Source organism: Arthrobacter sp. UYEF20 (genome assembly GCF_040546335.1).
GTDB lineage: Bacteria > Actinomycetota > Actinomycetes > Actinomycetales > Micrococcaceae > Arthrobacter.
Window position 1 is genome coordinate 115,392 of the sequence record NZ_JBEPNP010000003.1, and the last position, 21,279, is coordinate 136,670.

The 21,279-nt window shown below is 65.7% G+C and carries 23 protein-coding genes; 9 read left to right on the plus strand and 14 right to left on the minus strand.

Annotation, left to right across the window (positions count from 1 at the left end):
• Positions 1-359 precede the first annotated feature (359 nt).
• A complete protein-coding gene (locus ABIB26_RS04665) occupies positions 360-698 on the minus strand; it encodes a ribbon-helix-helix protein, CopG family (RefSeq protein WP_354240034.1) in 339 nt (112 codons plus the stop codon).
• Between ABIB26_RS04665 and ABIB26_RS04670 the strand changes: the two genes are divergently transcribed.
• Positions 681-1,805, plus strand: coding sequence for a sigma-70 family RNA polymerase sigma factor (locus ABIB26_RS04670; RefSeq protein WP_354240035.1), 1,125 nt, complete (start codon positions 681-683; stop codon positions 1,803-1,805). The two genes, ABIB26_RS04665 and ABIB26_RS04670, sit on opposite strands and share 18 nt — an antisense overlap.
• Before the next feature lie 149 nt (positions 1,806-1,954).
• A complete protein-coding gene (locus ABIB26_RS04675) occupies positions 1,955-3,025 on the plus strand; it encodes a glycerophosphodiester phosphodiesterase family protein (protein ID WP_354240037.1) in 1,071 nt (356 codons plus the stop codon).
• Between the two features lie 42 nt (positions 3,026-3,067).
• Here ABIB26_RS04675 and ABIB26_RS04680 read toward each other — a convergent pair whose 3' ends face one another.
• On the minus strand, positions 3,068-3,541 hold the full coding sequence (locus tag ABIB26_RS04680; protein ID WP_354240039.1) for a hypothetical protein: 474 nt from the start codon (positions 3,539-3,541) through the stop codon (positions 3,068-3,070).
• A gap of 148 nt (positions 3,542-3,689) precedes the next feature.
• Here ABIB26_RS04680 and ABIB26_RS04685 point away from each other — a divergent pair, with 148 nt between their 5' ends.
• Positions 3,690-4,130, plus strand: coding sequence for a phosphohydrolase (locus ABIB26_RS04685; RefSeq protein WP_354240041.1), 441 nt, complete (start codon positions 3,690-3,692; stop codon positions 4,128-4,130).
• 157 nt (positions 4,131-4,287) lie between these two features.
• Here ABIB26_RS04685 and ABIB26_RS04690 read toward each other — a convergent pair whose 3' ends face one another.
• Positions 4,288-4,701, minus strand: coding sequence for an ester cyclase (locus tag ABIB26_RS04690; RefSeq protein WP_354240042.1), 414 nt, complete (start codon positions 4,699-4,701; stop codon positions 4,288-4,290).
• Between the two features lie 238 nt (positions 4,702-4,939).
• On the opposite strand from ABIB26_RS04690, the gene ABIB26_RS04695 reads away from it, so the two are divergent.
• Positions 4,940-6,136 carry a TerC family protein gene (locus tag ABIB26_RS04695; RefSeq protein ID WP_354240044.1) on the plus strand — a complete coding sequence of 399 codons (1,197 nt, stop codon included), beginning with the start codon at positions 4,940-4,942 and terminating at the stop codon, positions 6,134-6,136.
• A 25-nt stretch (positions 6,137-6,161) separates the two neighbouring features.
• On the opposite strand, the gene ABIB26_RS04700 is transcribed toward ABIB26_RS04695, so the two are convergent.
• The 5 genes from ABIB26_RS04700 to ABIB26_RS04720 all read right to left on the minus strand — a co-directional run bounded on the left by ABIB26_RS04700 (position 6,162) and on the right by ABIB26_RS04720 (position 11,702).
• Positions 6,162-7,520, minus strand: coding sequence for an MFS transporter (locus ABIB26_RS04700; protein WP_354240046.1), 1,359 nt, complete (start codon positions 7,518-7,520; stop codon positions 6,162-6,164).
• 67 nt (positions 7,521-7,587) lie between these two features.
• Positions 7,588-8,355, minus strand: a complete 768-nt coding sequence (locus ABIB26_RS04705; protein WP_354240048.1) for an amino acid ABC transporter ATP-binding protein — start codon at positions 8,353-8,355, stop codon at positions 7,588-7,590.
• Positions 8,352-9,431, minus strand: a complete 1,080-nt coding sequence (locus ABIB26_RS04710) for an amino acid ABC transporter permease (RefSeq protein ID WP_354240051.1) — start codon at positions 9,429-9,431, stop codon at positions 8,352-8,354. Before ABIB26_RS04710 ends, ABIB26_RS04705 begins: the two co-directional genes overlap by 4 nt.
• 6 nt (positions 9,432-9,437) lie before the next feature.
• Entirely contained in the window at positions 9,438-10,349 is a 912-nt protein-coding gene (locus ABIB26_RS04715) for an ABC transporter substrate-binding protein (protein ID WP_354240053.1), read from the minus strand.
• Between the two features lie 96 nt (positions 10,350-10,445).
• Positions 10,446-11,702: an alpha-hydroxy acid oxidase gene (locus ABIB26_RS04720; RefSeq protein WP_354240054.1), complete on the minus strand. Its 1,257-nt coding sequence runs from the start codon at positions 11,700-11,702 to the stop codon at positions 10,446-10,448.
• Between the two features lie 134 nt (positions 11,703-11,836).
• Here ABIB26_RS04720 and ABIB26_RS04725 point away from each other — a divergent pair, with 134 nt between their 5' ends.
• Entirely contained in the window at positions 11,837-13,468 is a 1,632-nt protein-coding gene (locus ABIB26_RS04725) for a PucR family transcriptional regulator (RefSeq protein WP_354240056.1), read from the plus strand.
• A gap of 14 nt (positions 13,469-13,482) precedes the next feature.
• Here the strand turns inward: ABIB26_RS04725 and ABIB26_RS04730 are convergent, their stop codons facing one another.
• Both ABIB26_RS04730 and ABIB26_RS04735 read right to left on the minus strand, forming a co-directional pair.
• Positions 13,483-13,818, minus strand: a complete 336-nt coding sequence (locus tag ABIB26_RS04730; RefSeq protein ID WP_354240058.1) for a cupin domain-containing protein — start codon at positions 13,816-13,818, stop codon at positions 13,483-13,485.
• 103 nt (positions 13,819-13,921) lie between these two features.
• Positions 13,922-14,227, minus strand: coding sequence for an acylphosphatase (locus tag ABIB26_RS04735; protein ID WP_354240060.1), 306 nt, complete (start codon positions 14,225-14,227; stop codon positions 13,922-13,924).
• 171 nt (positions 14,228-14,398) lie between these two features.
• On the opposite strand from ABIB26_RS04735, the gene ABIB26_RS04740 reads away from it, so the two are divergent.
• The 3 genes from ABIB26_RS04740 (at position 14,399) to ABIB26_RS04750 (ending at position 17,032) form a co-directional block, all read left to right on the plus strand.
• Positions 14,399-14,662, plus strand: a complete 264-nt coding sequence (locus tag ABIB26_RS04740; RefSeq protein ID WP_354240062.1) for a YegP family protein — start codon at positions 14,399-14,401, stop codon at positions 14,660-14,662.
• Between the two features lie 143 nt (positions 14,663-14,805).
• Positions 14,806-15,765 carry an ABC transporter ATP-binding protein gene (locus ABIB26_RS04745; RefSeq protein ID WP_354240063.1) on the plus strand — a complete coding sequence of 320 codons (960 nt, stop codon included), beginning with the start codon at positions 14,806-14,808 and terminating at the stop codon, positions 15,763-15,765.
• Between the two features lie 4 nt (positions 15,766-15,769).
• Complete coding sequence (locus tag ABIB26_RS04750; protein ID WP_354240065.1) at positions 15,770-17,032, plus strand: ABC transporter permease; 1,263 nt, start codon at positions 15,770-15,772, stop codon at positions 17,030-17,032.
• Positions 17,033-17,087: 55 nt separating this feature from the next.
• Here ABIB26_RS04750 and ABIB26_RS04755 read toward each other — a convergent pair whose 3' ends face one another.
• Together ABIB26_RS04755 and ABIB26_RS04760 are read right to left on the minus strand one after the other, a co-directional pair.
• Complete coding sequence (locus ABIB26_RS04755) at positions 17,088-18,128, minus strand: alpha/beta fold hydrolase (protein WP_354240067.1); 1,041 nt, start codon at positions 18,126-18,128, stop codon at positions 17,088-17,090.
• 10 nt (positions 18,129-18,138) lie between these two features.
• Entirely contained in the window at positions 18,139-18,609 is a 471-nt protein-coding gene (locus tag ABIB26_RS04760) for a hypothetical protein (protein ID WP_354240069.1), read from the minus strand.
• 126 nt (positions 18,610-18,735) lie between these two features.
• On the opposite strand from ABIB26_RS04760, the gene ABIB26_RS04765 reads away from it, so the two are divergent.
• The gene (locus ABIB26_RS04765; RefSeq protein WP_354240071.1) at positions 18,736-19,320 is read left to right on the plus strand and encodes a PadR family transcriptional regulator; all 585 of its coding nucleotides are present in this window, start codon (positions 18,736-18,738) and stop codon (positions 19,318-19,320) included.
• Here the strand turns inward: ABIB26_RS04765 and ABIB26_RS04770 are convergent.
• Together ABIB26_RS04770 and ABIB26_RS04775 are read right to left on the minus strand one after the other, a co-directional pair.
• Positions 19,280-20,017: a hypothetical protein gene (locus ABIB26_RS04770; RefSeq protein WP_354240073.1), complete on the minus strand. Its 738-nt coding sequence runs from the start codon at positions 20,015-20,017 to the stop codon at positions 19,280-19,282. The genes ABIB26_RS04765 and ABIB26_RS04770 overlap by 41 nt on opposite strands.
• A 39-nt stretch (positions 20,018-20,056) precedes the next feature.
• On the minus strand, positions 20,057-20,848 hold the full coding sequence (locus ABIB26_RS04775; RefSeq protein ID WP_354240074.1) for a hypothetical protein: 792 nt from the start codon (positions 20,846-20,848) through the stop codon (positions 20,057-20,059).
• Positions 20,849-21,279 lie beyond the last annotated feature (431 nt).

Sequence of the window (21,279 nt, forward strand, 5' to 3'; positions counted from 1 at the left end):
GCCCTCCTTCTGCCTTGTCAACGGCCCAGCCACTTCCAAGCAGGTCCACAGCTGCGACGGTACGGTCTCCTCTCCGCTGAAAACCTCCTTCAAAACCGACCGCACAAACCACTCCGAATGCAACGCCGCCGCCATCTGACTGGTGAATTCACCGAGGTCACGGTCGCGCTTCCGCCCATGATCGCAGAGTGCTGGTATCACCCGGGCCGGGAGGCCCTGACCGCATTGGAGGAAGCCGCCGTCGCCGTTGCATCCCTGGATGTGAAGGCAGGATCCCGGATGGCCGATGTTCTCCTCGGCCCTGTCAGCGGAGGACGTGCGGGGCTTGTTCGACGCCTGAGGCACTAAATGGCCGGGACCTATGCGGACTTGAGCCATGCCTGGAGTGCTTGGCGGACTACCTCACTGCGCGTTGAATGATCTTGCTCCGCCCGCCTGGAGAGGGCGGCATTAAGGTCCGGGTCCAACCGGATCGCGGCCACCTGGGCAATTTCCGCTCCGATCCGGGGACGGCCCCGTTTCTTGAGGGCTGGCACGTCATAGCCCGCCGCGGCTTCGTCAGCCCACTGAGCTATCTGCCTTTCAGTGACCGGCGGCGGGTGTCGAAGAACCGCCCAGATATTGTCGCACCGGCCCAGTAGTCTGCCTTCACGAGCTTGAAGACTCCAACGGAGGATGAAATGGCGGACCTGATCCACGAGGCAATCGACAGGACGGCCTCCGGGCCTGCAGCAGTTGCCCCGGTCCCTGGAGCTTTCGAGCCGGATGACGCCGACCGGCCGGAATCACCGGCAGCCGGCGACGGGGTCACCGAGGACGCCGTCGCGGACTACCTGCGCCGGATGCACCACTACGACTTGCTCACCGCGGAACAGGAAGTGGAGCTGGCCCAGGAGATCGAGGCAGGACTCTTCGCGGAGCAGCTCTTGGCGGACGGAACACCGCGGCCCGGACGGGACGTGGGGGAGCTTCGGACCATCGTTCATCTGGGCGAGCGTGCCGCCGACACGCTGCTCCTTGCCAACCTTCGGCTCGTGGTGTCGATTGCCAAGCACTACACCTACCGGGGCCTCGACTTCCTGGACCTGATCCAGGAAGGAAACCTGGGACTGCACCGGGCCGTCTGCAAGTTCGACTTCGCCACGGGTTTCAGGTTCTCGACTTACGCCACGTTGCGCATCCGGACCGCCATCACCCGGGCGCTGGCTGATCAGGCCCGTCTTATCCGGCTGCCGGTAAACGTCGTCGAGCAGGTGCAGAAAATCCGGTCAGCACAACGGATGGCCGCAACGACGGGGACCGTGTGCAGCAACGAAGATCTTGGCCGGCTGACGGACAACTCGATCGAGAAGGTTGAACATCTGCTGACCCTGGACCAGCCGATTTATTCGCTGGACTCTGAGGTGCCCAACGGCAGGGGCGGAACCGAGGCGCTGGCCGAACAGCTGTTGGATCCCCTTGATCTCGACGCGACGGATTCGCTCTTCCATCAGCAGCTGAAGGAGCGGGTACATGCCGTACTCGGCACGCTCGAGGAGCGGGAGGCAGGGGTCATTGCGATGCGCTTCGGCATGACGTGCGGTGACGAGACAACCCTGGATGCGGTCGGGAAGGCATACGGCATGACCCGAGAACGCATACGCCAGATCGAGGTCAAGGCCATGAAGAAGCTCAAGGACCCGTCCCGGTCCAACCTCCTGCGGCAGTATCTCTTCGACGCTGACAGCCCATTCGGTGACAGTTCGGAAGGTGACAGCTCAGTCAGCGAGGAGCCCTCAATCGGCGCGGAGGCGGCGGAGGCCTAGGAGCGCGTCGTATTTTCTCGGACACCTCGCTCGGCGTGTTTATTCACCCCCGGTCCAGCTGCCCGCACACGGCAGTCCATCTGGCCTCCCTACGGTGGTCGAGTCGCCGGCGCTGCGCCGGTAACCGTCATCCAGGAGGAACCATCACCATGCGCACACCCCTGACCGCCGCGGCCACCGCCGCGCTCATCGCCTCGTTGGCGAGCCCCGCCGTCGCCGCCTCCAACCCCGAAGCTGGCTCCGCGCCGTCGTCGAACGCTTCCGCAACGGCTGGGTCCGAAATTAAGACCAACGAACGCAACGGCTCCTTTGACCTGCAGTCCCACCGCGGCGGCCGCGGCGAGTGGACCGAGGAGTCCCTGGCCGCGTTCGCCAACTCGCTGAAGCTCGGGGTGACCACGCTGGAGCTGGACACCCACCTGACCGACGACGGCAAGGTCATCGTCTGGCATGACGACACCATCCAGGCGGACAAGTGCCGCGACACCGCGCCGGCGGCCGCTGGCGATGCCGAGTTCCCCTATGTCGGTGACCGGGTCGCCGAGCTGTCGCTCGCGCAGATCAAGACCCTGGACTGCGGGTTTACGCCGCTGTTGGGGTACCCGGAGCAGGACGTGATCGAGGGCAACCGGATCGCTGAGCTCAAGGACGTGTTCCAGCTGATGCGCGACGCCGATGCCAAGAAGGTCCGCTTCAACATCGAGACCAAGGTGGAGGACGGGAAGTCCGGCGGGGAAGGCATGGTGGCCCTGACCAAGGCTGTGGTCACGGAAATCTACACCGCAGGCATGGCGGAGCGCAGCACTGTGCAGTCGTTCGACTGGTCCTCACTGAACCTGACCAAGAAGATCGCCCCGGAGCTTCCCCTCGCGGCACTGTCCAGTGGCGACGCCTGGCTCGAGGTCGGACGGCCCGGCTCCAGCCCCAACCTCGGCGGCATCGACATCGATACCTACGGAGGGTCCCTCGCCAAGGCGGCGGCAGCCCAGGGCTACAACATGGTCTCCCCCACCTTCCGCTCCGTCACACCCCAGATGATCACCGAAGCCCACGAGCTCGGCCTTCCAGTCATCCCCTGGACGGTGAACACCACGGCAGACATGGAACGCCAGATGGACCTCGGCGTGGACGGCATCATCAGCGACTACCCCACCCGCCTGCGCACCGTGATGGAAGAGCGCGGCACGAAGCTCCCCAAGGCCTACTCACCCAAGGCCTAGAAGCACGACGACGGGGCGGCTGCGGCCGGAAGCTGGTGCGGGTCACGCGCTGTGGTAGATCCGCAGCGCAGCCCCGTACCCCAAGGGCAGCCCCCGCCCGTGGAGCCAGGACACGAGTACTTCCATCACTGCAGCAAGGCTGAGAATCTGGCTGGCTTTGGGCCCCTTGTGTGGCTTGTTTCCAGCGCCATCGGCCGCCGTGCCCAGGCCAATGCGCCAGTTGTGCGTGGTTTGGCCGTTGATCTGGGCAACCTCCACCATGTAGCCGTTGCCCGTATTCGCCGCCTGCGCATACCGTCCTGACGGTTGGCCATGCAGATCTTTCGTCTGCACGGTGAACCAGTCGTTCTCGTGAGTGATCGATTGAGCGATTGCGACGAGCTGGTCTGTGGACTCAACGTCATGCCATCCCGTGTAGTGCCGATTCCGCTGGGCCTGCCACTCCAGGGATTCCTCCGGCTGGACGCCGAGCATCAGTTCAAGTTGCGTATCGGGTAACGCCAGAGTATCCAGCATCCCTCGCCCCTTTCGTAGGTCGTGTACAGAACCATGTTGAGCCACGGCACCGACATTTTCGGGTCCGGGCTCAGAAAGTCGGAGGCGCTTGATAGCCTGCGAATACCGGCGAAGATCTACCTTTGCCGCGTATCAAAAGGGGAACGCCATGGGTAAGCAGGAAACAACTTCCGAGGTAGTCGCCGCCAAGGCGATTGCGACCATCGCGCACCGCTACCAGACGGACAAGATTGGCGTCCCTTACATCGAACATCCTCGCCGGGTGGCCGCCAGGCTCACGAAACCGAAGCACATCGCAGCTGCGTGGCTCCACGATGTTGTTGAAGACTGCGGCATTACGCCCCAAGACCTGGCAGCCGCCGGAATCAGCAGGAAAGTCGTGGACGCCGTCGTCCTGCTCACGCGCACCGAGGCCAACGGTGGTGATGGATATTATCTGGAAATCCGCAAGAATCCCATTGCCCTCGCAGTGAAGTTGGCCGACATCGCGGACAACACTGATGAAAAGCGGACCGAACGGCTGGACCCCGAGAAGCGGGCGCAGCTGGCCGCAAAGTACGAGAATGCCCGGAATCTTCTCGAAAGCTAACCCACCCGCGCACAGCCGCGACGGCCTGACGTGCTCGGGCTACCCCGCCACCGAAGACAGGCGGACGCCGTCGAACTTCGCGTCGGTGCGTCCAGACGGGCACGCAAGGGGTCCTTCCCGGAAGGAAGGACCCCCTTTGCCCCGCGCTATTTCCGCGCTATTGAGGTACCGCGCCGATCTGTTGCATGAGGGTCATCGTGTCCGTGGCTCCCCAATGCTCAACGACTTTGCCGTTATCGATTCGGATGATGTCAACGCCGCTGAATTCGACGCTGCGGCCGGTGGGGGCAACGCCCATCAGTTCTCCCTGATGCGTTCCGGTCAACACCACGTATTGCGCCTCCAGATTTCCATCTACCAACGCCGGCTCGGTGGTCTTGGCCTTGAGATCCGGGAATGCCGCCCGCATCGTGTTGACGAAGAACCCGACGCCGTCCTTGGCGGGCGATTGCCCGGGTAGGGGATCATGATCGACGAAGTCGTCACTCACCAGCTCATCGATGAGATCCAGGTTTCCGCCCTCAATCACCTCTGTGTAGAACCGCTTGATCATTCCAGTCCCGTCAGCCATTTCCGACTCCTTACAGTGGATGAGACCGCAGCCCAAGTTTCCCACTCCGGCCATGGCACATCAACGGCTCGCGCTTCCGCCGCCCGCGCCGTAGCAGCCGGTCCGCGCGCAAGGGAAATGACGCATGACCACGCGGGCCGCCGCCCCGGCTAGGCTGGTTCACGAGACAGGCAAGCATGGGGTGACGCACCCGGGTGCCCGCTCTCATGCAGCGGCGCTGGCCGGCAAAGGAGTGAGCATGCAAGTTCCAACCCTGGTCTGGATCCTGACCGTCGTCGGGATCGTAGGCCTCCTGGCCTTTGATTTCTTCTTCCATGTCCGCAAGGCCCACACGCCCAGCCTGAAAGAATCGGCCTCCTGGTCGGCGATCTACGTCGGCATCGCCCTGTTGTTCGGCGTCGGGACCCTGATTTTCGGCGGCGTCGAGATGGGCACCGAGTACTTCGCCGGCTATGTCACGGAGAAGGCCCTCTCCGTGGACAACCTCTTTGTCTTCCTCATCATCATGGCCAGTTTCCGGGTGCCCCGCGCCGATCAGCAGAAGGTGCTTCTCTTCGGGATCATCTTCTCGTTGATCGCACGGACCGCGTTCATCTTCCTTGGCGCAGCCCTCATCAACAGCTTCTCCTGGGTCTTCTATATCTTTGGTCTCATCCTGCTGCTCACCGCCGGAAACCTGCTCCGGCCCAATTCGCACGACGACGACTCCGACGGACTGGTGGTCCGTCTGGCCAAGAAATTCCTCCCCGCGTCCTCGCACTACGACGGCGACAAGCTGTTCACGGTCGAAAACGGCAAGCGCGTCCTGACCCCCATGTTGCTCGTCATGGTGGCAATCGGCGGGACGGACATCCTGTTTGCGCTCGACTCGATCCCGGCGATCTTCGGCCTGACCCAGAATGTTTTCATCGTCTTCACCGCGACGGCGTTTTCGCTGATGGGCCTGCGGCAGCTGTTCTTCCTGATTGACGGGCTGCTGGACCGGCTGATCTACCTCTCCTACGGCCTCGCCGCCGTCCTCGGGTTCATCGGGGTGAAGCTGGTCCTCCACGCCCTGCACGAGAACACCCTGCCGTTCATTAACGACGGCGAACACTTCAACGTTTTCGAGATCAGCACCTCCGCCTCGCTCCTCGTGATCCTCGGAGTCCTCACAGTCACCGTGCTGGCCTCCGTCTTCAGCCCCAAGGGCAGGGCCAAGAACGCGGTATCCGGTGCCAAGCGCCACGCCACCGACTACCTGGACCTCAACTACGAGACCGACCTCGCCGAACGCGACAGGATCTTCACCAAGATGGTCAGCGAAGAAGAAATGCTGCGGGCGCTGCCGGAGAAATACAAGCGGCTCATCCGCAATGAAACCGAGTTCATGGACCTGCTGCGGCGCGCCCATGCCGAGCACGACAAAGCCATCGAAAGGGAGACGCAACGGTAGGACGGACCGGCCGCGCGCCGTCGCCCTACCGCTGTTCCCGCCACAGCAGCGACACCACAAACACCACCGCGCCGAGTCCCAACATGACGAACACCATGAGGCCCCAGTTGGCCTGGTTGACGCCGGTTCCGTAGAAGATGCCGATCAGCACCGTTGCCGTAATAGCTCCGAGGTAGCGGCAAGTCTGGTAAATCCCGGCGGCCACCCCGCGCTCCTCCGGCCGGGTGGAGACGTACATGCCCTGGCTGGAGGCGATGCTGACCACCCCGTACGGCACCCCCAGCAGGGCCGTCAGCGCCAGCACCAGCGGAATGGCGAACGACGCCGTCAGCAGCCACATCGTCCCGGATGCCGCCACGAGGAGCACGACGCCGATGATCAGTACCCGCTTGACGCCGAAACGGTCGATCGCACGGACCGCGAACGGCGTCACCACCACCGACATCGCGGCCAGCGGCAGCATCAGCAGCCCCACAACGCCCGGACCGTATCCCCCGGCCTCCTGCAGCAGCTGCGGCAGCCCGAAGAAGGCGAAATAGTAGACGCCGTTGAACAGGGCGAAGCCCAGGTAGACGAGCAGCAGCGGCCGGTTCCGGCCCAGCAACCGCAGGTCCAGGAACGGCGGAGCGAAGCGCAGCTCGCGCCACACGAACAGCACCGCCAGCAGCGTCCCGCCGCCCAGCAGCCACCATCGGTATTCCGGCAATACGTTGAGCAGCGCCATCATCACCAGGACCATGGCGCCCAGGAAGGCGAGGATGCCCGGAATGTCCGAGTCCCGCAGCAGCTCCGCGGCCCGGCCGCGTTCACGCCCCTCGTCAGCCGGGGCGAACCGCCGGACCAGAAGGATGGCGGCGAGGGAGAGCGGGACGTTGACCAGGAACAGCGCCTGCCAGCCGACCAGGCTCACCAGCAGCCCGCCCACCACCGGGCCGACGGCGGCAGCGGAGGTGTTGGCCATTTGGATGCGGCCCAGCGGCCGCGTGGATTTCGTCTGTGCCTGCTTGGCCAGCGCCCCCACCATGACGACGGCGCTCGGGTAGGCGGTCGCCGTGCCCAAAGCCATGAAGGCGCGGGCCACGCACAGCAGCGCAAAGTTCGGCGCGAAGGGCGCCACGGCACAGGTCACGGCAACCACTGCCATGCCGAACATGAACAAGCGGCGCGGCCCGAAGCGGTCCGCCAGCCGGCCCATCAGCGGCTGGCCCGCCGCGGAGGTGAGGTAGAACGCGGTGATCACCCAGGTGACCGTGGCGACGTCGAGCCCGAAATCCGCGCGCAGCACCACCAGCGCGACGGCGATCATCGAGGAGTTCAGCGGGTTCAGCGCCGTGCCGAGGCTGAGTCCAGCGACGGCGAGGCCGGTCCGGGGAGAGTTGCTCACGGCAACAGTCTGTCCCACACCGCTGGCCGCGACGAACTCCGTGACGCGGCGCGGTCAGCTCCCGCCGTCAGAGGACCTTGGAAAGGAACGCCTTGGTCCGGGCATGCTCCGGGTCGCTGAGGACCTGCCGCGGTGGACCGGCCTCCACCACCACGCCCTCATCCATAAAGACCAGGGTGTCCGCCACCTCGCGGGCAAACCCCATCTCGTGCGTCACCACAATCATGGTCATGCCGGTGCGGGCCAGTTCCTTCATCACGTCCAGGACCTCGCCCACCAGCTCGGGGTCCAGGGCGCTTGTGGGCTCATCGAAGAGCATCAGCTTCGGGTCCATGGCCAGGGCGCGGGCGATGGCCACCCGCTGCTGCTGCCCGCCCGAGAGGTGCGCCGGGTAGTGGTCGCCCTTGTCCCCCAGGCCCACCCGCTCCAGCAGTTCCTTGGCCCGGGCGGTGGCCTTGGCCTTGGACAGCCGTTTCACCCGCATGGGGGCCAGGATGATGTTTTCCACCGCCGTCAGGTGCGGAAACAGGTTGAACCGCTGGAAGACCATGCCGATTTCCTGGCGTTGCAGGGCAGCTTCGGTGGGCTTCAGTTCGTGAAGCTTGTCCCCCTTTTGGCGGTAGCCAACCAGCTGCCCGTCGACCGAGAGCCTGCCCGCGTCCACCCGTTCGAGGTGATTGATGCAGCGCAGGAACGTGGATTTGCCCGAACCGCTGGGACCCACGATGCAGAGCACCTCGCCCGGCTTGACCTCCAGGCTGATCCCGCGCAGCACCTTGTTGGTGCCGAAGTTCTTAGACACCCGGTCTGCAAGCACCATTGGCATGCCCGTCATCCCTTTCCTCCAAAGTCCGTGCCGAGCGGTACGCCCGGTGCGCCTGGCGCCGCCGTCGGTCCCGGCTCCGGCGACGCCGGTTCCTTGCCGGTCTTGAGGCGGCCGGTTCCGCGCGAGAACCGCTTCTCGATGAAGTGCTGGCCCACCATCAGGGCGGAAGTGAAAAGCAGGTACCAGAGCGACGCCACAATCAGCAGCGGCACCGGAGTAAACGTCACCGCTGAAATACCCCGGGACACGCCGTAGAGGTCAATGCTCAACGGAATCGCGGCCACCAGCGAGGTGGTCTTGAGCATCGAGATCACCTCGTTTCCGGTGGGCGGAATGATGATTTTCATGGCCTGCGGAACCACCACATAGCGCATGGTCTGCCCCCAGGACATGGCCAGGGCTGTCGAGGCTTCCTCCTGGCCCTGATCCACGGACAACAGCCCGGCGCGCACGATCTCGGACATGTAGGCGGCCTCATTCAGGGCCAGCCCGATCACGGCGGTGATGAACAGGTTGGTGAAGATCCCGTTCGGGATGGTGGCCCAGGGCGTCATGAACGGAATGCCCAGCGTGAACACCGGATAGATCAGGGACACGATGCCCCAGAAGACCAGCTGCACGTAAACGGGCGTGCCCCGGAAGATCCAGATGTACAGCCAGGCCACACTCTTCAACACGGGGTTCGGCGAGAGCCGCATGATGGCCAGCAGCAGGCCCAGAACTATCGCGCCCACCATCGCATAGATGGTCAGCGACAACGTGACCCACGCGGCCTGGCTGATCCGGCGGTCGAAGATGTACTTGCCGACGTCGGCCCAGCCGTAGTCGGGGCGTTGGGCGGCGTCCAGCACGAAGACCGCCAGCATGAGGACAAGGACCACAGCCACGAGGATCCGCCACGGGTGGCGCAGCGGGACGGCGACGATCGTCGTCGGCTCGCCATCGCGGTCCGAGACGACGACGCCGGTTCCGTTGCCGCCGGCCGTTCCCGGGCCCGTGCCGCCCGGGCCGGCACCGTTGCCGCCGTTCCGGGGCCGCCGGCCGGGCAGCGGCTCAGTCATTCTGCCGGACTCCGGCTCGCTCATTCGTGATCACCCCTTGGCTGCCACGTTGAGCGCCGCCGTCTTGACCCCGCCGGATTCCACTCCCCACTTGGCCAGGATCTTGCTGTAGCTACCGTCGTCGATCAGCGTCTGGAGCGCCTTCTGCAGGACCGGAGTGAAGGCGCTGTCCTTGGCCACGGGCATCCCGTACGGTGCCACCTCGAACGCGTCGCCGGCGGTCTGCAGCTTGTCCTTGGTCTTGGAGATCGCGTACAGGGTAACGGGCGAATCGGCGCTCATCGCGTCCACCTGGCCCACCACCAGGGCGTTGGTGGCCTGGTCCTGCGCGTCGTACTTGAAGATGGTGATGGCGGCCTTGCCGGCGTCGGTGCAGGCCTTCGACTTCGCGGGCACCTCGTGCGTGTCCTGGTAGGTGGTTGCCTGGACGGCAACCTTGAGTCCGCAGGCGTTGGCCGGGTCCACGGTCTTGCCCTTGGGTGCGGCCCACTGGATGCCGGCGGAGTAGTAGTTCACGAAATCCACCTGCTTTTCGCGTTCCAGGGTGTCGGTGAAGGAGGACACGCCCAGGTCGTCCTTTCCGGCCTTCACGGCCGGAAGAATGTTGTCAAAGGTGCCGATGTCGAAGTTGACCTTCAGGCCCAGAACGTCACCCAGCGCCTTCGTCAGGTCCACGGCCCAGCCGGCCGGCGCACCGTTCTCGTCCTTGAACTCGTTGGGCGGGTAGTTGTTCGCCATGCCGACGTTGAGGACACCGGCGGACTTGATCTTCTCCGGGAGCGACGCCGCAAGGGAGTCGTTCTTCTTCACCGCGACGGCGTCAGCCGTTCCGGATGCGCCGGACGTGGCAGCCGTGGCTGCTGGTTCGCTGTTGTTGACGCAGCCTGTCAGCGACATTGCCGTGATGACGGTGAGAACGGGAAGTAGGTATCGAGTGCGCATGGTTTCCTTAGCTGTTCAGGGATTCTTGGGCCTCCCGCAACGCTGCGGGAAGGCACGGCGTGCCGAATTGTTCGGAGCTGATTAATGTATGGAGCCTCAGGCTGTTGGTTCGAGGACTTCGGGGGAATGACGGATGTCGCGAAGAATTTCCCCGCCCCGTGCCTTCAATTCGGGAATGCTGGAAACGCCCACCAGCGTCATCGTACGCCGGAGTTCGGCCGCGAAGATGTCAATGATGCGCCCGACACCCGGCGAGCCGGCCGCCACCAGCCCGTACAGGTAGGCCCGGCCGATCGAACAGGCGTCGGCTCCCAGCGCCAAGGCCTTGAGGATGTCGCTCCCCCGGCGGATGCCGGAGTCCACGTAGATCTCGATCGAATCGCCCACCCGCTGCCGGGATTCCTGCAGCACGTCCATCGGGCTCAGCATGTGGTCCAGTTGGCGGCCGCCGTGATTGCTCAACTGGACGGCATCCAGGCCAATGCCCGCGGCCTTTGCGACGTCGGCCGGGTTGACGCAGCCCTTGAGCACGATCTTGCCGTGCCAGGCCTGCCGCAACGCCTCCAGTTCCTTCCAACCGCTGGTCGCATCCGAGTGTCCCAGGATGTGCTGCCACATGGAGGGCGTGACCACTGAGGTGGCCGCCGGACTGCGCGGATCCAGGTTGGGGAAACTGATGCCGTCCGACTTCAGGAAGTTCACCCACCAGGAGGGGTGCCGGGCGATGTCCGCGATGGTTGCAAGGGTCAGTGCGGGAGGGGCGGTGAAGCCGTTGTGGAGATCCCTTTCCCTCGAGCCCAGCGCCCGTGTGTCCACTCCCACAATCAGGGTGCTGAATCCGGCGGCCTCGCAGCGCGCCAGTTTGGCCTGCAGCGCCGCGGCGTCGGAGGTGAGCCCGAAGTTGAACCAGCGGTCCAGGGCCGGGTGGCGCTCCGCGATCGTTTCCATCGGAACGGTGCTCAGTCCCGCCAGTCCGTAGGGGATGCGGGCCCGGTCGGCGGCAGCCGCGACGGCCAGCTCACCCTCGGGATGGAACAGCCGGGTGGCCCCGGTGGGGGTCAGGGTGAGCGGCAGGGCGCTGTCCTTTCCGAGCAAACTGGTGCTGGTGTCCGGTCCGGACACCGGGCCCCAGCTGGGCATGAGCGCCCAGGAGTCGAAGACGGCCCGATTGCGGCGGAGCGTCACCTCGTCTTCCGATCCGCCGTCCAGGTAGTCGAAAATCCCTGCCGGCAGGACCTTCCGTGCCGCTTGCCGGTATTCCTCCACATTGAAAGCGTTGGCCAGCACCCGGCGCTGCCGGGAGAACACGGGGGCCTTGACCTGGATGAGCTGCTTGGCTTCGCTGATTTTCAATGCGGGCCTTCCCTTTTGCTGTGCTGCGTTATGGTTCAGCGTAGGAAGTGGAACTCCGCGCCACTATGGAGATCGCGACAAATTGAGGGGCACGTCATTAGTAGCGACTACCAAACAGTTCCTTCGGTGGAACAATGACGGCGCTCCCGGCGGCGGAGCGGCATGCGCTGCCCACCCTGGCGGACGTCGCCCGCTCGGCCGGTTCGGAAATTGTCAGCCTCGTCGAAATGCCGGCCGACGACCAGCAGATTGTTGCGGGCTCTGTTCTCTACGACTCGATGGCCCGTCCTGCGAAGTTTCCCGGCGCCGTCGCCCTGGCCATCGGTTTGTCGCTGTCCGGCAAGCGCCTGGTCGTGAAAATCCGGGAGCTCAGCGACGCCGGCTACGTGGCAGTGGTCTACAAAGCCAACGGCACCTCGGACGAAGCACTGCGGGCGGCCGTGCGGGAAACTGGGATGGCTCTTTTCCGGGCCTCTGATTCGGTGCCGTGGAACCAGCTCGCGGAGATCATGGACGCCGCCGTCATCCCGCACCGGCAATCGGGGCGCACGCTGGTGGACATCCGTCCCGGAGATTTGTTCGATCTGGCGAACACCGTGGCCGCCCAAGCCGGCGGTGCCATCGCGATCGCCGATCCGGAGCAGACGATTCTGGCGTATTCGACCCTCCCGGACCAGCCCATCGACGAGACGCGCCGGAGTTCCATCCTGCGGCTGCACGTGCCGCACTCCGTTCAAACGGACAGGGACTACCGCCGCGTCCATGCCGCCAGCGATGCGTTGAACGTGGCGACGGAGGACCCGCTGCTCCGGCGCACGGCCATCGCCATCCGGGCCGGCGACTCCGTCCTTGGCTCGCTCTGGCTCCTCGAACTGGCGGAACACCACAACGCGGACGCGGACCGGATCCTGCGTGAAGCTGCCAACGTTGCGGCGCTCCACATCCTGCACAAGCGCACCACCTACGTCTCGAACCTGACCCGCCAAATAGATCTGGTCCAGCCGCTGCTGTTCGAGCCCAAACGTGCCGAGCTGGCCGCGATCAGGCTGGGGATATCGGCGGCGTCCATTCGGGTTGCGGCCCTGGGCATCTGGCCGTCCGATGCCATCGCAGCCGAAACGCTGCAGTCCCGCCTCCGGCTCTTCGATACGATCCGGACCGCGTGCGCCATCCGGCTGCCCTCGGCGGTCTGTGGGCTCTCGGACAACATCGTCTACATCGTCCTGCCGCAGACCACCGAATCGTCCCGGCAATTTCAACGCAGCGCCATCCTGAAAATTGTGCAGAACGCGCGGCGGCTGCTCTCCCGCCCGGTCCTGGCCGCACTGGGAGTGGCGGCCACGATCGACCGCCTCGCGGAGTCCCGGGTCAACGCGGAACTCGTCCTGTCCGAGCTGGTGCGTAACGTCGCCGAAGGGCGTATTGCGCCGGATTCCGATGAGATCGTCGCCGACGACGACTCCCTCGGCTCACGCCTGCAGCTGCGCCAGATCGTCTCGTCACTGACGACGTCGGGCCAGCTCCCCGGGGCCCACGCCCTGAGGATCGCCGAATACGACGAACAGCATAAGAAGTCTTTCGAGGAGACCCTCCACGCCTACCTGAGCTGCGGCGGAAACGCGATTGATGCCGCAAAGGCCCTGGACGTGCACGTCAACACGGTCCGGTACCGCTTGTCCCGCGTTGAACCCCTCTTCGGAATAGACCTGGAGGACCCCGAAACGCGGCTGCTCGTATGGCTGCAGCTGTGGGCACGGCACAACTAGACGTCCCCGGCGGTTCAGGCGTGGATTTTTGCCACGGTCATCAGGATCGCGGAGTCTTCTTCCGCTTCCAGGCTGTGCAGCCCCTCGGGCACGATCAGGAGATCGCCGGCATTCCCCTGCCAGGATTCCTTGCCGGCCCGCAGCCGGACGCAGCCCCGGAGCACAAAGACGGTGGCCTCGCCGGGGTTCTGGTGCTCGCTCAACTTGGTGCCGGCCTTAAACGCCATGACGGTCTGGCGGAGGACCTTCTCGTGCCCGCCGAACACCGTGTCAGCGGCCCGGCCGCTGGCTGCCGCGAGGGCTGCCGCGATTTGCTGACGGGCCAGGGCGTCGATCGATATTTTCTGCATGGGGCCACCGTACCCACAATCGGGTCCCGTGCCGAGTGCCCTTTGCCCTTTGTCCCGTGCCCAGTGCCCTTTGCCCCAAGACCGGACATGCTCGAACGCGGCCTCAGTACACCACCCCGAAGTTGTGGAACTCCCCGGTGTCCGGGGAGATCTGTTCCTCCACGTTTTCCACGCGTCCGGGCGCTTGCGGGGAGCGCAGCCAGCGCCGGAACTCAAGTACCGCCGTCTGTGGTCCCTCCGCCACGATGCCGACCGAACCGTCGTCGTTGTTCCGGACACTGCCCGTCAGCCCGAGCTCCTCGGCCTGCCGCACCGTCCAGTACCGGAAGCCGACGGCCTGCACGGTGCCGCCCACCCTCGCCGTCAGCCGGACACGCTCCCCGGAATCGCCCTCCTGAAACTCAGCCATGCTCCCAATGTAGTGCTCCGCCTCACCGGGACATTGGGACTTTCGCCCCTTACCCGCCTAGTCCCCACGGGTCAGTCTTGTCAGAGCACCGCGGCGACCTGTCGAGCAAACGGCATCAGCACAGAGACGTGCACGGCCCGGGGTGCCTAGGTGGCCCGAAAGGACATGACGATGGCAGGACATTTCGAGATCTTCACGGACGCGGAGGCGAACATCCGGTTCCGCCTGCTCGGCGCGGACGGAACGGTATTGGCCATTTCCGGGAGCTATGCGGACAAACGCTCGGCCGCGGACGGCATCATGGCTGTCCGCGAGACCGCCGGCACCGGCCTGATCAAGGAGGCCCGATCGAACGCCTGGGGCGGGACCGGCCGGACCCGGGCTGGCCTGCCGACCCCCTCGCAGCGCCGCCACCGGCACTCCCCCGCCGTCTAGCGGGTTCAGGCGCGCGGTTCAGGCGACGGTCCGGGCAAGGGTCATGGGCAGGGCGTTTAGGCAGGGAGCTTAAGCAGGGGTCTCGACAGGCGGATCGAGTAGAGGGACGGGCTGCCAGGGGGCGGCCCGGCACAGGAGCAGCCATGGGCGAAGCACGGGTCCACATCAGCGGCTTCCGCATGGACTTCGGCGACACCACGGTCATCCGGGACCTGTCCTTCGATGTGCACGCCGGCGAGACCTTCGGCTTCCTGGGCAGCAACGGCTCCGGGAAGACGACCACGATCCGCGCCTTGCTGGGGATCTACGAGCCCACCGCCGGGATCCTGCATATCAACGGGCGGGAGTTCAAGCCCGAGCACGGGGACAGGCTGGGCTACCTCCCGGAGGAACGCGGCTTGTACAAGAAGGAAAAGGTCATCGACATCATGACCTACTTCGGCCGGCTCAAGGGGATGGAGAAGCGCGCCGCCAGGGGGTGGTCCCTCGAGTACCTCGAGCGGGTGGCCCTGGCGGACAAGGCCGGTTCCCTGCTGGACAAGCTCTCCAGCGGCCAGCAGCAGAAGGTCCAGCTCGGCGTCACCATCATGAACCGCCCGGAACTGCTCATCCTGGACGAACCGACCAAGGGCTTTGACCCGGTCAACCGGCGCTTGCTGATTGACGTCATCGCCGAGCAGAAACAATCCGGCGCCACGGTGGTCATGGTGACCCACCAGATGGAAGAGGTGGAACGCCTGTGCGACCGCGTCATCCTGCTGAAGAACGGCACCGCCGAGGCCTACGGGACCATCGACGAGGTGCAGAACAAATACGGCGGCAGAATCATCCGGATCAAGCACAGCGGCACCATCCCGCGCTCGCCCCACTACAACGCGATGCTCGAGGAAACCAACTACGCCGAGCTGAGCATCACCGACGCCACCGATGAAGCCGCCATCCTCAAAGACCTGATCGACGCCGGCGTGACCGTCCGCAGTTTCACCACCACCAAAGTCTCGCTCGAGGACATCTTCATCCGCGTCTACGGCGACCAGAACCGGCCCGGCGCCTCCGGAGCCGCACCGCCCGCCGCCACCGCCCTCGTGCGGGAAGAGGTGTAAGGCCGTGGCCCAGCACAATCTCGGAACCGTCATCGGCTTCGAATTCGTCCGCACCGTGACCAAGCGGCGGTTCTGGATCGGCACCCTGGCCGTCCCCGTCATCATGGCCGTGGTGTTCGGGCTGATCTTCCTGAGCAACACCACCACGGACACCGCCTCGGAGGCCCAGAAGAGCGCGCGGCTCAGCATCTCCTACACGGATGCCTCGGGGCTGATCACCGCCGAGAACGCCGCCCTCTTCGGTGCCCGCCCGGCGGGGTCCCCGGACGCCGGACTCCGGGCCGTGCAGTCCGGGACCGTGGACGCCTACTTCGACTTCCCGGCGAACCCCGAAACCACCGCCGTGCGCGTCTACGGTGCGGACAGGGGGATCTTCGAGAACGGCAAGTACGCCGCCGTCGCGCAGGCCATGCTGGGCCGCGCCGTCGATCAGAGGATCGGCTCCCCGCAACTGTCCACGCTCGCGGCCGGCAAGGCGAAGATCGAGACCGTCACCTACGACGGCACGCAGGAAGCCGGCGGGCCGGGATCCGTCATTCCGCCGCTGATCTTCCTGGTCATCTTCTACGGACTGATCGTGCTCCTCGCCGGGCAGATGCTCAACTCCACCCTGGAGGAGAAGGAAAACCGCGTGACGGAGATGATCCTGACCACGCTCAAACCCACCACCCTCATCGCGGGCAAGGTGATTGCGCTGTTCGCGATCGGCCTGGTGCAGATGATGGTGTTCCTCTCCCCCATCCTCATCGCCCGGCTCCTCCTCCCCGAACAGCTGAACCCGGCGGCCCTGGACGTGCCCCGGCTGATTTTCGACCCGGTCCGGATGACGGTCGGCTTCCTGATCCTGGTCGGCGGCTTCGCGCTGTTCACCACCACCCTCGTGGCCATTGGCGCGGTGATGCCGACCGCGAAGGAAGCCGGAAATTTCATGGGCGTCATGATGGCGCTGATTTTCGTGCCGTTCTACGCCGTGGCCCTGGTGGTCTCCGACCCGCACTCCGTGATCGTGCAGATCTTCACCTACTTCCCCTTTTCTGCCCCGGTCACCGCGCTGCTGCGCAACGGCTTCGGTTCACTGAGCCTGCTCGAAGCCGGAATCGTGATCGTGATCCTCTACGTGGGGGCCGCCGTCATGCTCCGTCTCGCGGTGCGGCTCTTCCAGTACGGCTCGATCTCCTACACCTCGAAGGTCAACATCCGCACCGCGCTCCGGGCAGGATCCAGGCACGCCGCCTCTGCTGCAGCGCCGACGACGCCGGTCCCCTGACGGACCGTCCGCTGAGTTGCAGTCCCGTACAGCCGGTTCGACGACGGCGGTCCGCCTACCCGCCTGCCTGCCCGCTCCCGAGGAACTTCCTGATCGCCTCGGCCATCGGCTTGGCCTGGGTCCAATGCAGGTAGTGGCCGCCGGCGAGCGGGACGATTTCGTGGCGTTTGACGTTTTTCAGGAGGTTCTCCAGCGCCTCAGCCTTGGCGGGTTCCCCGGGGGATCCGGCGCCGGAGACAAACGCCAGCACAGGCAGCGCGTCGGGATAGGTGACTCCCCTGAGATCGGCGGCGTTGTTGCTAATCCGTGAGGTCTCGTCGGCGACGGCCTGGTTGCCCAGGTTCCAGCTCAGCATCAGGCGCATGCGTTCACGCTCATCGGCCGTAAACGCGTCGCCGTCGGGCTCCACGAGCGCCGGGGCCACGGCCACTACTGCACGGACCACTCCCGTGACCGACAGCATCCGCACCCACCCCGCCCCTTCCAGCGGCAGCTCCACCGGCCCGTCCTTCGCCGTCGACACCGTGGGGTCGATCCCGATCACGGCCGAAACTTCCGCGGGGTACCGGTTGGCGTAGTCCAGCATGTAGAAACCGGCGATCGAGTGCCCGGCCAGGACATACGGCTGGGTGAAGTTGAGCTTACCCAGTACCTCGTGGAGTTCAGTGCTGATGTTCTTGTTGGTCCGCTCGCTGGCGCTGAGGTCGCTGTAGCCGTAGCCGAATCCCTCCACGACGATGACGTTGAAGTCGCCCAGCTCCCGGATCAACGGGGCAAAGTCCAGGGCTGGTGCGGCCGTGCCCAGCCCGCTGAGGAGCACCAACGGCGGACCCGAGCTGCCGCTGCGGTACACATTGAGCGCTCCGCCGGCGATCTCCACCCGTTCGCCATAAGGGGCAATGCTGGCGCGTTCCTGCCGTTCGAGGAGCAGATTGGCCGCCGTCGAGACCAGCCCCAGCCCCACCACGACGAGAGCCACGATCGCGAGGATGCGGAGCACTCTCCGGCGCCGCCGCGGGCGCTTCGTGGAACGGTCAGTCGGCTCCGGAGCGTGGTCCGTCGAGGAAGCGTGCGTGCGGCGCGGAATGATCCCCATGGTGGGCCTTTCAGTGGCTGGCGTTACGCTGACCTGAGCGGGGCCAGAACGAGGAGCCTTGCCGGAGCGCCCCGTGCCTGGCTGCTTTCCAGAGTAGGACACCCAGCCCCACTGTGACCGGTGTCCAGATCATTCGTTCCACCAAGGACGGGGACGCCAGGTTCATCACTGCCCCGACAGCCATCAGGCCGGCCGTCCCATACATCACGTGCCGACGCAGGGCAGGCGGGGCCAACGGAGTTCCCGCGGCTGCCGCAAGCATCAGATAGACGCCCGACGCGCCCGCACTGGCGGCACGAATGGAATCGGGCAGGACGCCCGGATGGCCGCCGCCGTAGGCTGCTGATCCCCACGGCATCCCGAGGGCGAGGGCCGTCTGAAAGCCGGCGACCGCTAGGAAGAGTCCTGCCGCCGCCTTCCCGGCCGGGCTCGCAGGGGTCCGGCTCGCAGGACGGCGCGTTGCCACAGTCTTCAAATCCATCACAGATCCTTGTCTCCTGACCGTCACGGCCACGGCTATTATTTCTATCTACCAGATATAAGCTATCTGGAAGATATACTAGGCCTCGTTGGGCAACCTTGGCTAGCAGTCCACGAAGGAGTACCGATGGCTCGCTCGGACCAGACCCAGACCGCTGTTCTTGGCGCCCTCAGCATCATGCCGATGTCCGGGTACGCGCTCAGGGAAGAAATCAAGAACACCCTGGGACACTTTTGGAGCGAGAGCTTCGGGCAGATCTATCCCGCGCTGGCGGAACTTCAGCGCTCGGGACTCGTGGAGCGGCAGGGCGATGCTGGCGGCCGTTCCTCGAGCTACGTCCTCACCGCGGCCGGCACAGTTCGGCTCCGGGAGCTGCTGGCCGAGCCGCCCCAGCAGAACAAGCCCCGGAACGGGGTGCTCCTGCGTCTCTTCTTCGGCCACCAGCTGGGTCCGGAAGCGTGCCGCCGGCTGGTGCTCGAGACCCGGTCCCGGGCCGAAACGCAGCTTGCCGCCATGAGGGCGGCCCGGGCTGAGCTGGCTGACGGCAATCTTGGCGAGAACTCCCCCTTTGCGCTGATCACCATCGCAGCCGGCGAACGCTCCGCCCAGGCCACCATCGACTGGGCCAACGACGCCCTGGCCATCCTCGCCACCCTTGACGAGGTGCCTGCTACTTCCCCGCTTCGTTCCCCGCCGGCCGCAGCGAGGTAATCATCTTCCGGATGTCCTGGTACTCCGGGGTCGCCGCGTAGAGCTTCGCCTTCGCCAGGTACGGCAGGGACGGGTCGCCCGGCGTCGTGTTGTTCTCCGGGTTGTACGCAGCCCCGAACAAGGCGCCGCTGGGCGGCCAGAGGAACAGTAGGAACATCGGGCAGGCCGTGCTGCCGGTTTCTTCCGGGACCATGGTGATTCCGTAGCCGGCAATGGTGGGGGGTGCCGCCGTTGGAGCTGTGGCGTCGCCCCGGGCTTCGAAGACGTAGCGGGGCACCGGAGTGTCGGCCGCCCCGGGCTCTGCGAGCGCCTGCATCGGCTCGGAGTCGAACACCTCGAACGGGTACTTCTGCGTGCAATCCGCACCGGTGACGATGTTGGTCCGCAGGCTGGCCATCGGCTTTCCCGCCTGATTGACCACGTCCACGAACTCACCGCCGAGGGGCATCTCCCCGGCGGGATCCCGGACGCTCCAGCGGCTGGGAAAGTCGAAGGACAGCCCGCCGTCGGACGTCGTGAAGGTCTTCCAGTCCGACGCCGGCGGCGTGCCACTGCCCGACGGCGGCGTGCTGCCGGAGGCCGTTGCTGGCGGCAGCGCGGTCGAAACGGGTGGCGGCCCGGCAGGCGAGCTGCAGGACAGCAGCAGGGCGCCGCAGATCGCGGCGGCGATCGTGACCCCGGGCCTCCTGGCCTCCATCCGTGTCCCTCGACTTCAGCCCGGCGTTTCGCCGCGCCGCTACTTCCCCGCCGGCCGGAGGGACGTGATCATCTGGCGGATGTCCTGGTACTCGTTCGTGTCCGCATAGGCCTCCGGGGTGTCCACGTTGGGCGGGTTCCCGGGAGTCGTATCGAGGGGATTGTAGACGCCGCCGAACATCGCCCCGCTTGGCGGCCAGGTGAAGAAGTGGAAGATGGGGCAGGCCGTGGGGCCGGACGGTTCGGGTGCGGAGGTGATCCCATAGGCCATGACATTCGCCTTCGCCGGATCCGCCTCGTTGGGGTTGGCCCGGGTCTCAAAAACGAACCGCGGCATCTCGTCACCCTGAGCCAGTGCCGGCAGTTCCTCGGAATCGATGAGGGAATACGGATACTTCTGAGTGCATTCCGAGCCGGTGACCATATTGGTCCGCAAAGTGGCCATCGATTTTCCCGCCTTATTCAGGACCTCCACAAAAACACCGCCTGGCGCCGCCTCAGCTGCCCGGTCCTTGAGCGTCCACGCTGACGGGTAGTCGAACATCAGCTGGCCGTCCGACGTCGTGAAGCTAGTCCAGGCCGACGACGACGCCGAGGGTGATGCCGGGGCGGCCGTCCCGGTCACGTTCGGCGTCGCCGTCTCAGGCGTGTTCGGCGTCGCCGTCGCAGAACCCGCCGGCGCGGAGCTCGCAGGCGCGGAGCTCGCAGGCGCGGTGCTCGCGGGCGGCGAGCTGGTGCTGGGGGCTGTGGCGGGGGGAGAACAGGCCGCCAGCAGAACGGCCACACAGAATGCCGCCGAAACAGCCCGGCCGGATGATCCAATTGTGCGCATGACGCCCTCCCCCTGGGATGCAAGTAGTTCGACAATTATCGTTTTTCCGGACGCGAAAAACAGGGCCTTTGGACCCCTTGCCGCGACCCGGCAGAGCATCACAGAACCAGAAAGGTCTTCCCAGCCTGCGCTAACGGGTCGATAATCAGACGTTGGCGGGACAGCGCAGCGCGGCCCGCCACTGCCTGCCGGATCAGCTGAGGAGCCCCGCATGACTATTCCACCGCCACACGAACCTGACCCGTTTCCGCCGGAACCCGGTCCCACCACTCCCCCGCCAGGGCCCGGGGATCCGTTCCCGCCGGAACCCGGCCCGGGCACGCCCCCGCCGCCGATCCCGGAGCCCGGGCCTGCACCGACTCCGGGCCCGTTCCCGACGCCGAGTCCCCTGCCGATTCCGGACCCCGGACCGGTGCCGCCGAGGCCGGACC

What these genes read in the sequence shown, in the direction of transcription:
- ABIB26_RS04670 (WP_354240035.1), top strand. Translation starts at nt 681, where the DNA reads ATGGCGGACCTGATCCACGAGGCAATCGACAGGACGGCCTCCGGGCCT.
- ABIB26_RS04675 (WP_354240037.1), top strand. Translation starts at nt 1,955, where the DNA reads ATGCGCACACCCCTGACCGCCGCGGCCACCGCCGCGCTCATCGCCTCG.
- ABIB26_RS04680 (WP_354240039.1), bottom strand. Translation starts at nt 3,541, where the DNA reads ATGCTGGATACTCTGGCGTTACCCGATACGCAACTTGAACTGATGCTC.
- ABIB26_RS04685 (WP_354240041.1), top strand. Translation starts at nt 3,690, where the DNA reads ATGGGTAAGCAGGAAACAACTTCCGAGGTAGTCGCCGCCAAGGCGATT.
- ABIB26_RS04690 (WP_354240042.1), bottom strand. Translation starts at nt 4,701, where the DNA reads ATGGCTGACGGGACTGGAATGATCAAGCGGTTCTACACAGAGGTGATT.
- ABIB26_RS04695 (WP_354240044.1), top strand. Translation starts at nt 4,940, where the DNA reads ATGCAAGTTCCAACCCTGGTCTGGATCCTGACCGTCGTCGGGATCGTA.
- ABIB26_RS04705 (WP_354240048.1), bottom strand. Translation starts at nt 8,355, where the DNA reads ATGACGGGCATGCCAATGGTGCTTGCAGACCGGGTGTCTAAGAACTTC.
- ABIB26_RS04710 (WP_354240051.1), bottom strand. Translation starts at nt 9,431, where the DNA reads ATGAGCGAGCCGGAGTCCGGCAGAATGACTGAGCCGCTGCCCGGCCGG.
- ABIB26_RS04715 (WP_354240053.1), bottom strand. Translation starts at nt 10,349, where the DNA reads ATGCGCACTCGATACCTACTTCCCGTTCTCACCGTCATCACGGCAATG.
- ABIB26_RS04725 (WP_354240056.1), top strand. Translation starts at nt 11,837, where the DNA reads ATGACGGCGCTCCCGGCGGCGGAGCGGCATGCGCTGCCCACCCTGGCG.
- ABIB26_RS04730 (WP_354240058.1), bottom strand. Translation starts at nt 13,818, where the DNA reads ATGCAGAAAATATCGATCGACGCCCTGGCCCGTCAGCAAATCGCGGCA.
- ABIB26_RS04735 (WP_354240060.1), bottom strand. Translation starts at nt 14,227, where the DNA reads ATGGCTGAGTTTCAGGAGGGCGATTCCGGGGAGCGTGTCCGGCTGACG.
- ABIB26_RS04740 (WP_354240062.1), top strand. Translation starts at nt 14,399, where the DNA reads ATGGCAGGACATTTCGAGATCTTCACGGACGCGGAGGCGAACATCCGG.
- ABIB26_RS04745 (WP_354240063.1), top strand. Translation starts at nt 14,806, where the DNA reads ATGGGCGAAGCACGGGTCCACATCAGCGGCTTCCGCATGGACTTCGGC.
- ABIB26_RS04755 (WP_354240067.1), bottom strand. Translation starts at nt 18,128, where the DNA reads ATGGGGATCATTCCGCGCCGCACGCACGCTTCCTCGACGGACCACGCT.
- ABIB26_RS04760 (WP_354240069.1), bottom strand. Translation starts at nt 18,609, where the DNA reads ATGGATTTGAAGACTGTGGCAACGCGCCGTCCTGCGAGCCGGACCCCT.
- ABIB26_RS04765 (WP_354240071.1), top strand. Translation starts at nt 18,736, where the DNA reads ATGGCTCGCTCGGACCAGACCCAGACCGCTGTTCTTGGCGCCCTCAGC.
- ABIB26_RS04770 (WP_354240073.1), bottom strand. Translation starts at nt 20,017, where the DNA reads ATGGAGGCCAGGAGGCCCGGGGTCACGATCGCCGCCGCGATCTGCGGC.
- ABIB26_RS04775 (WP_354240074.1), bottom strand. Translation starts at nt 20,848, where the DNA reads ATGCGCACAATTGGATCATCCGGCCGGGCTGTTTCGGCGGCATTCTGT.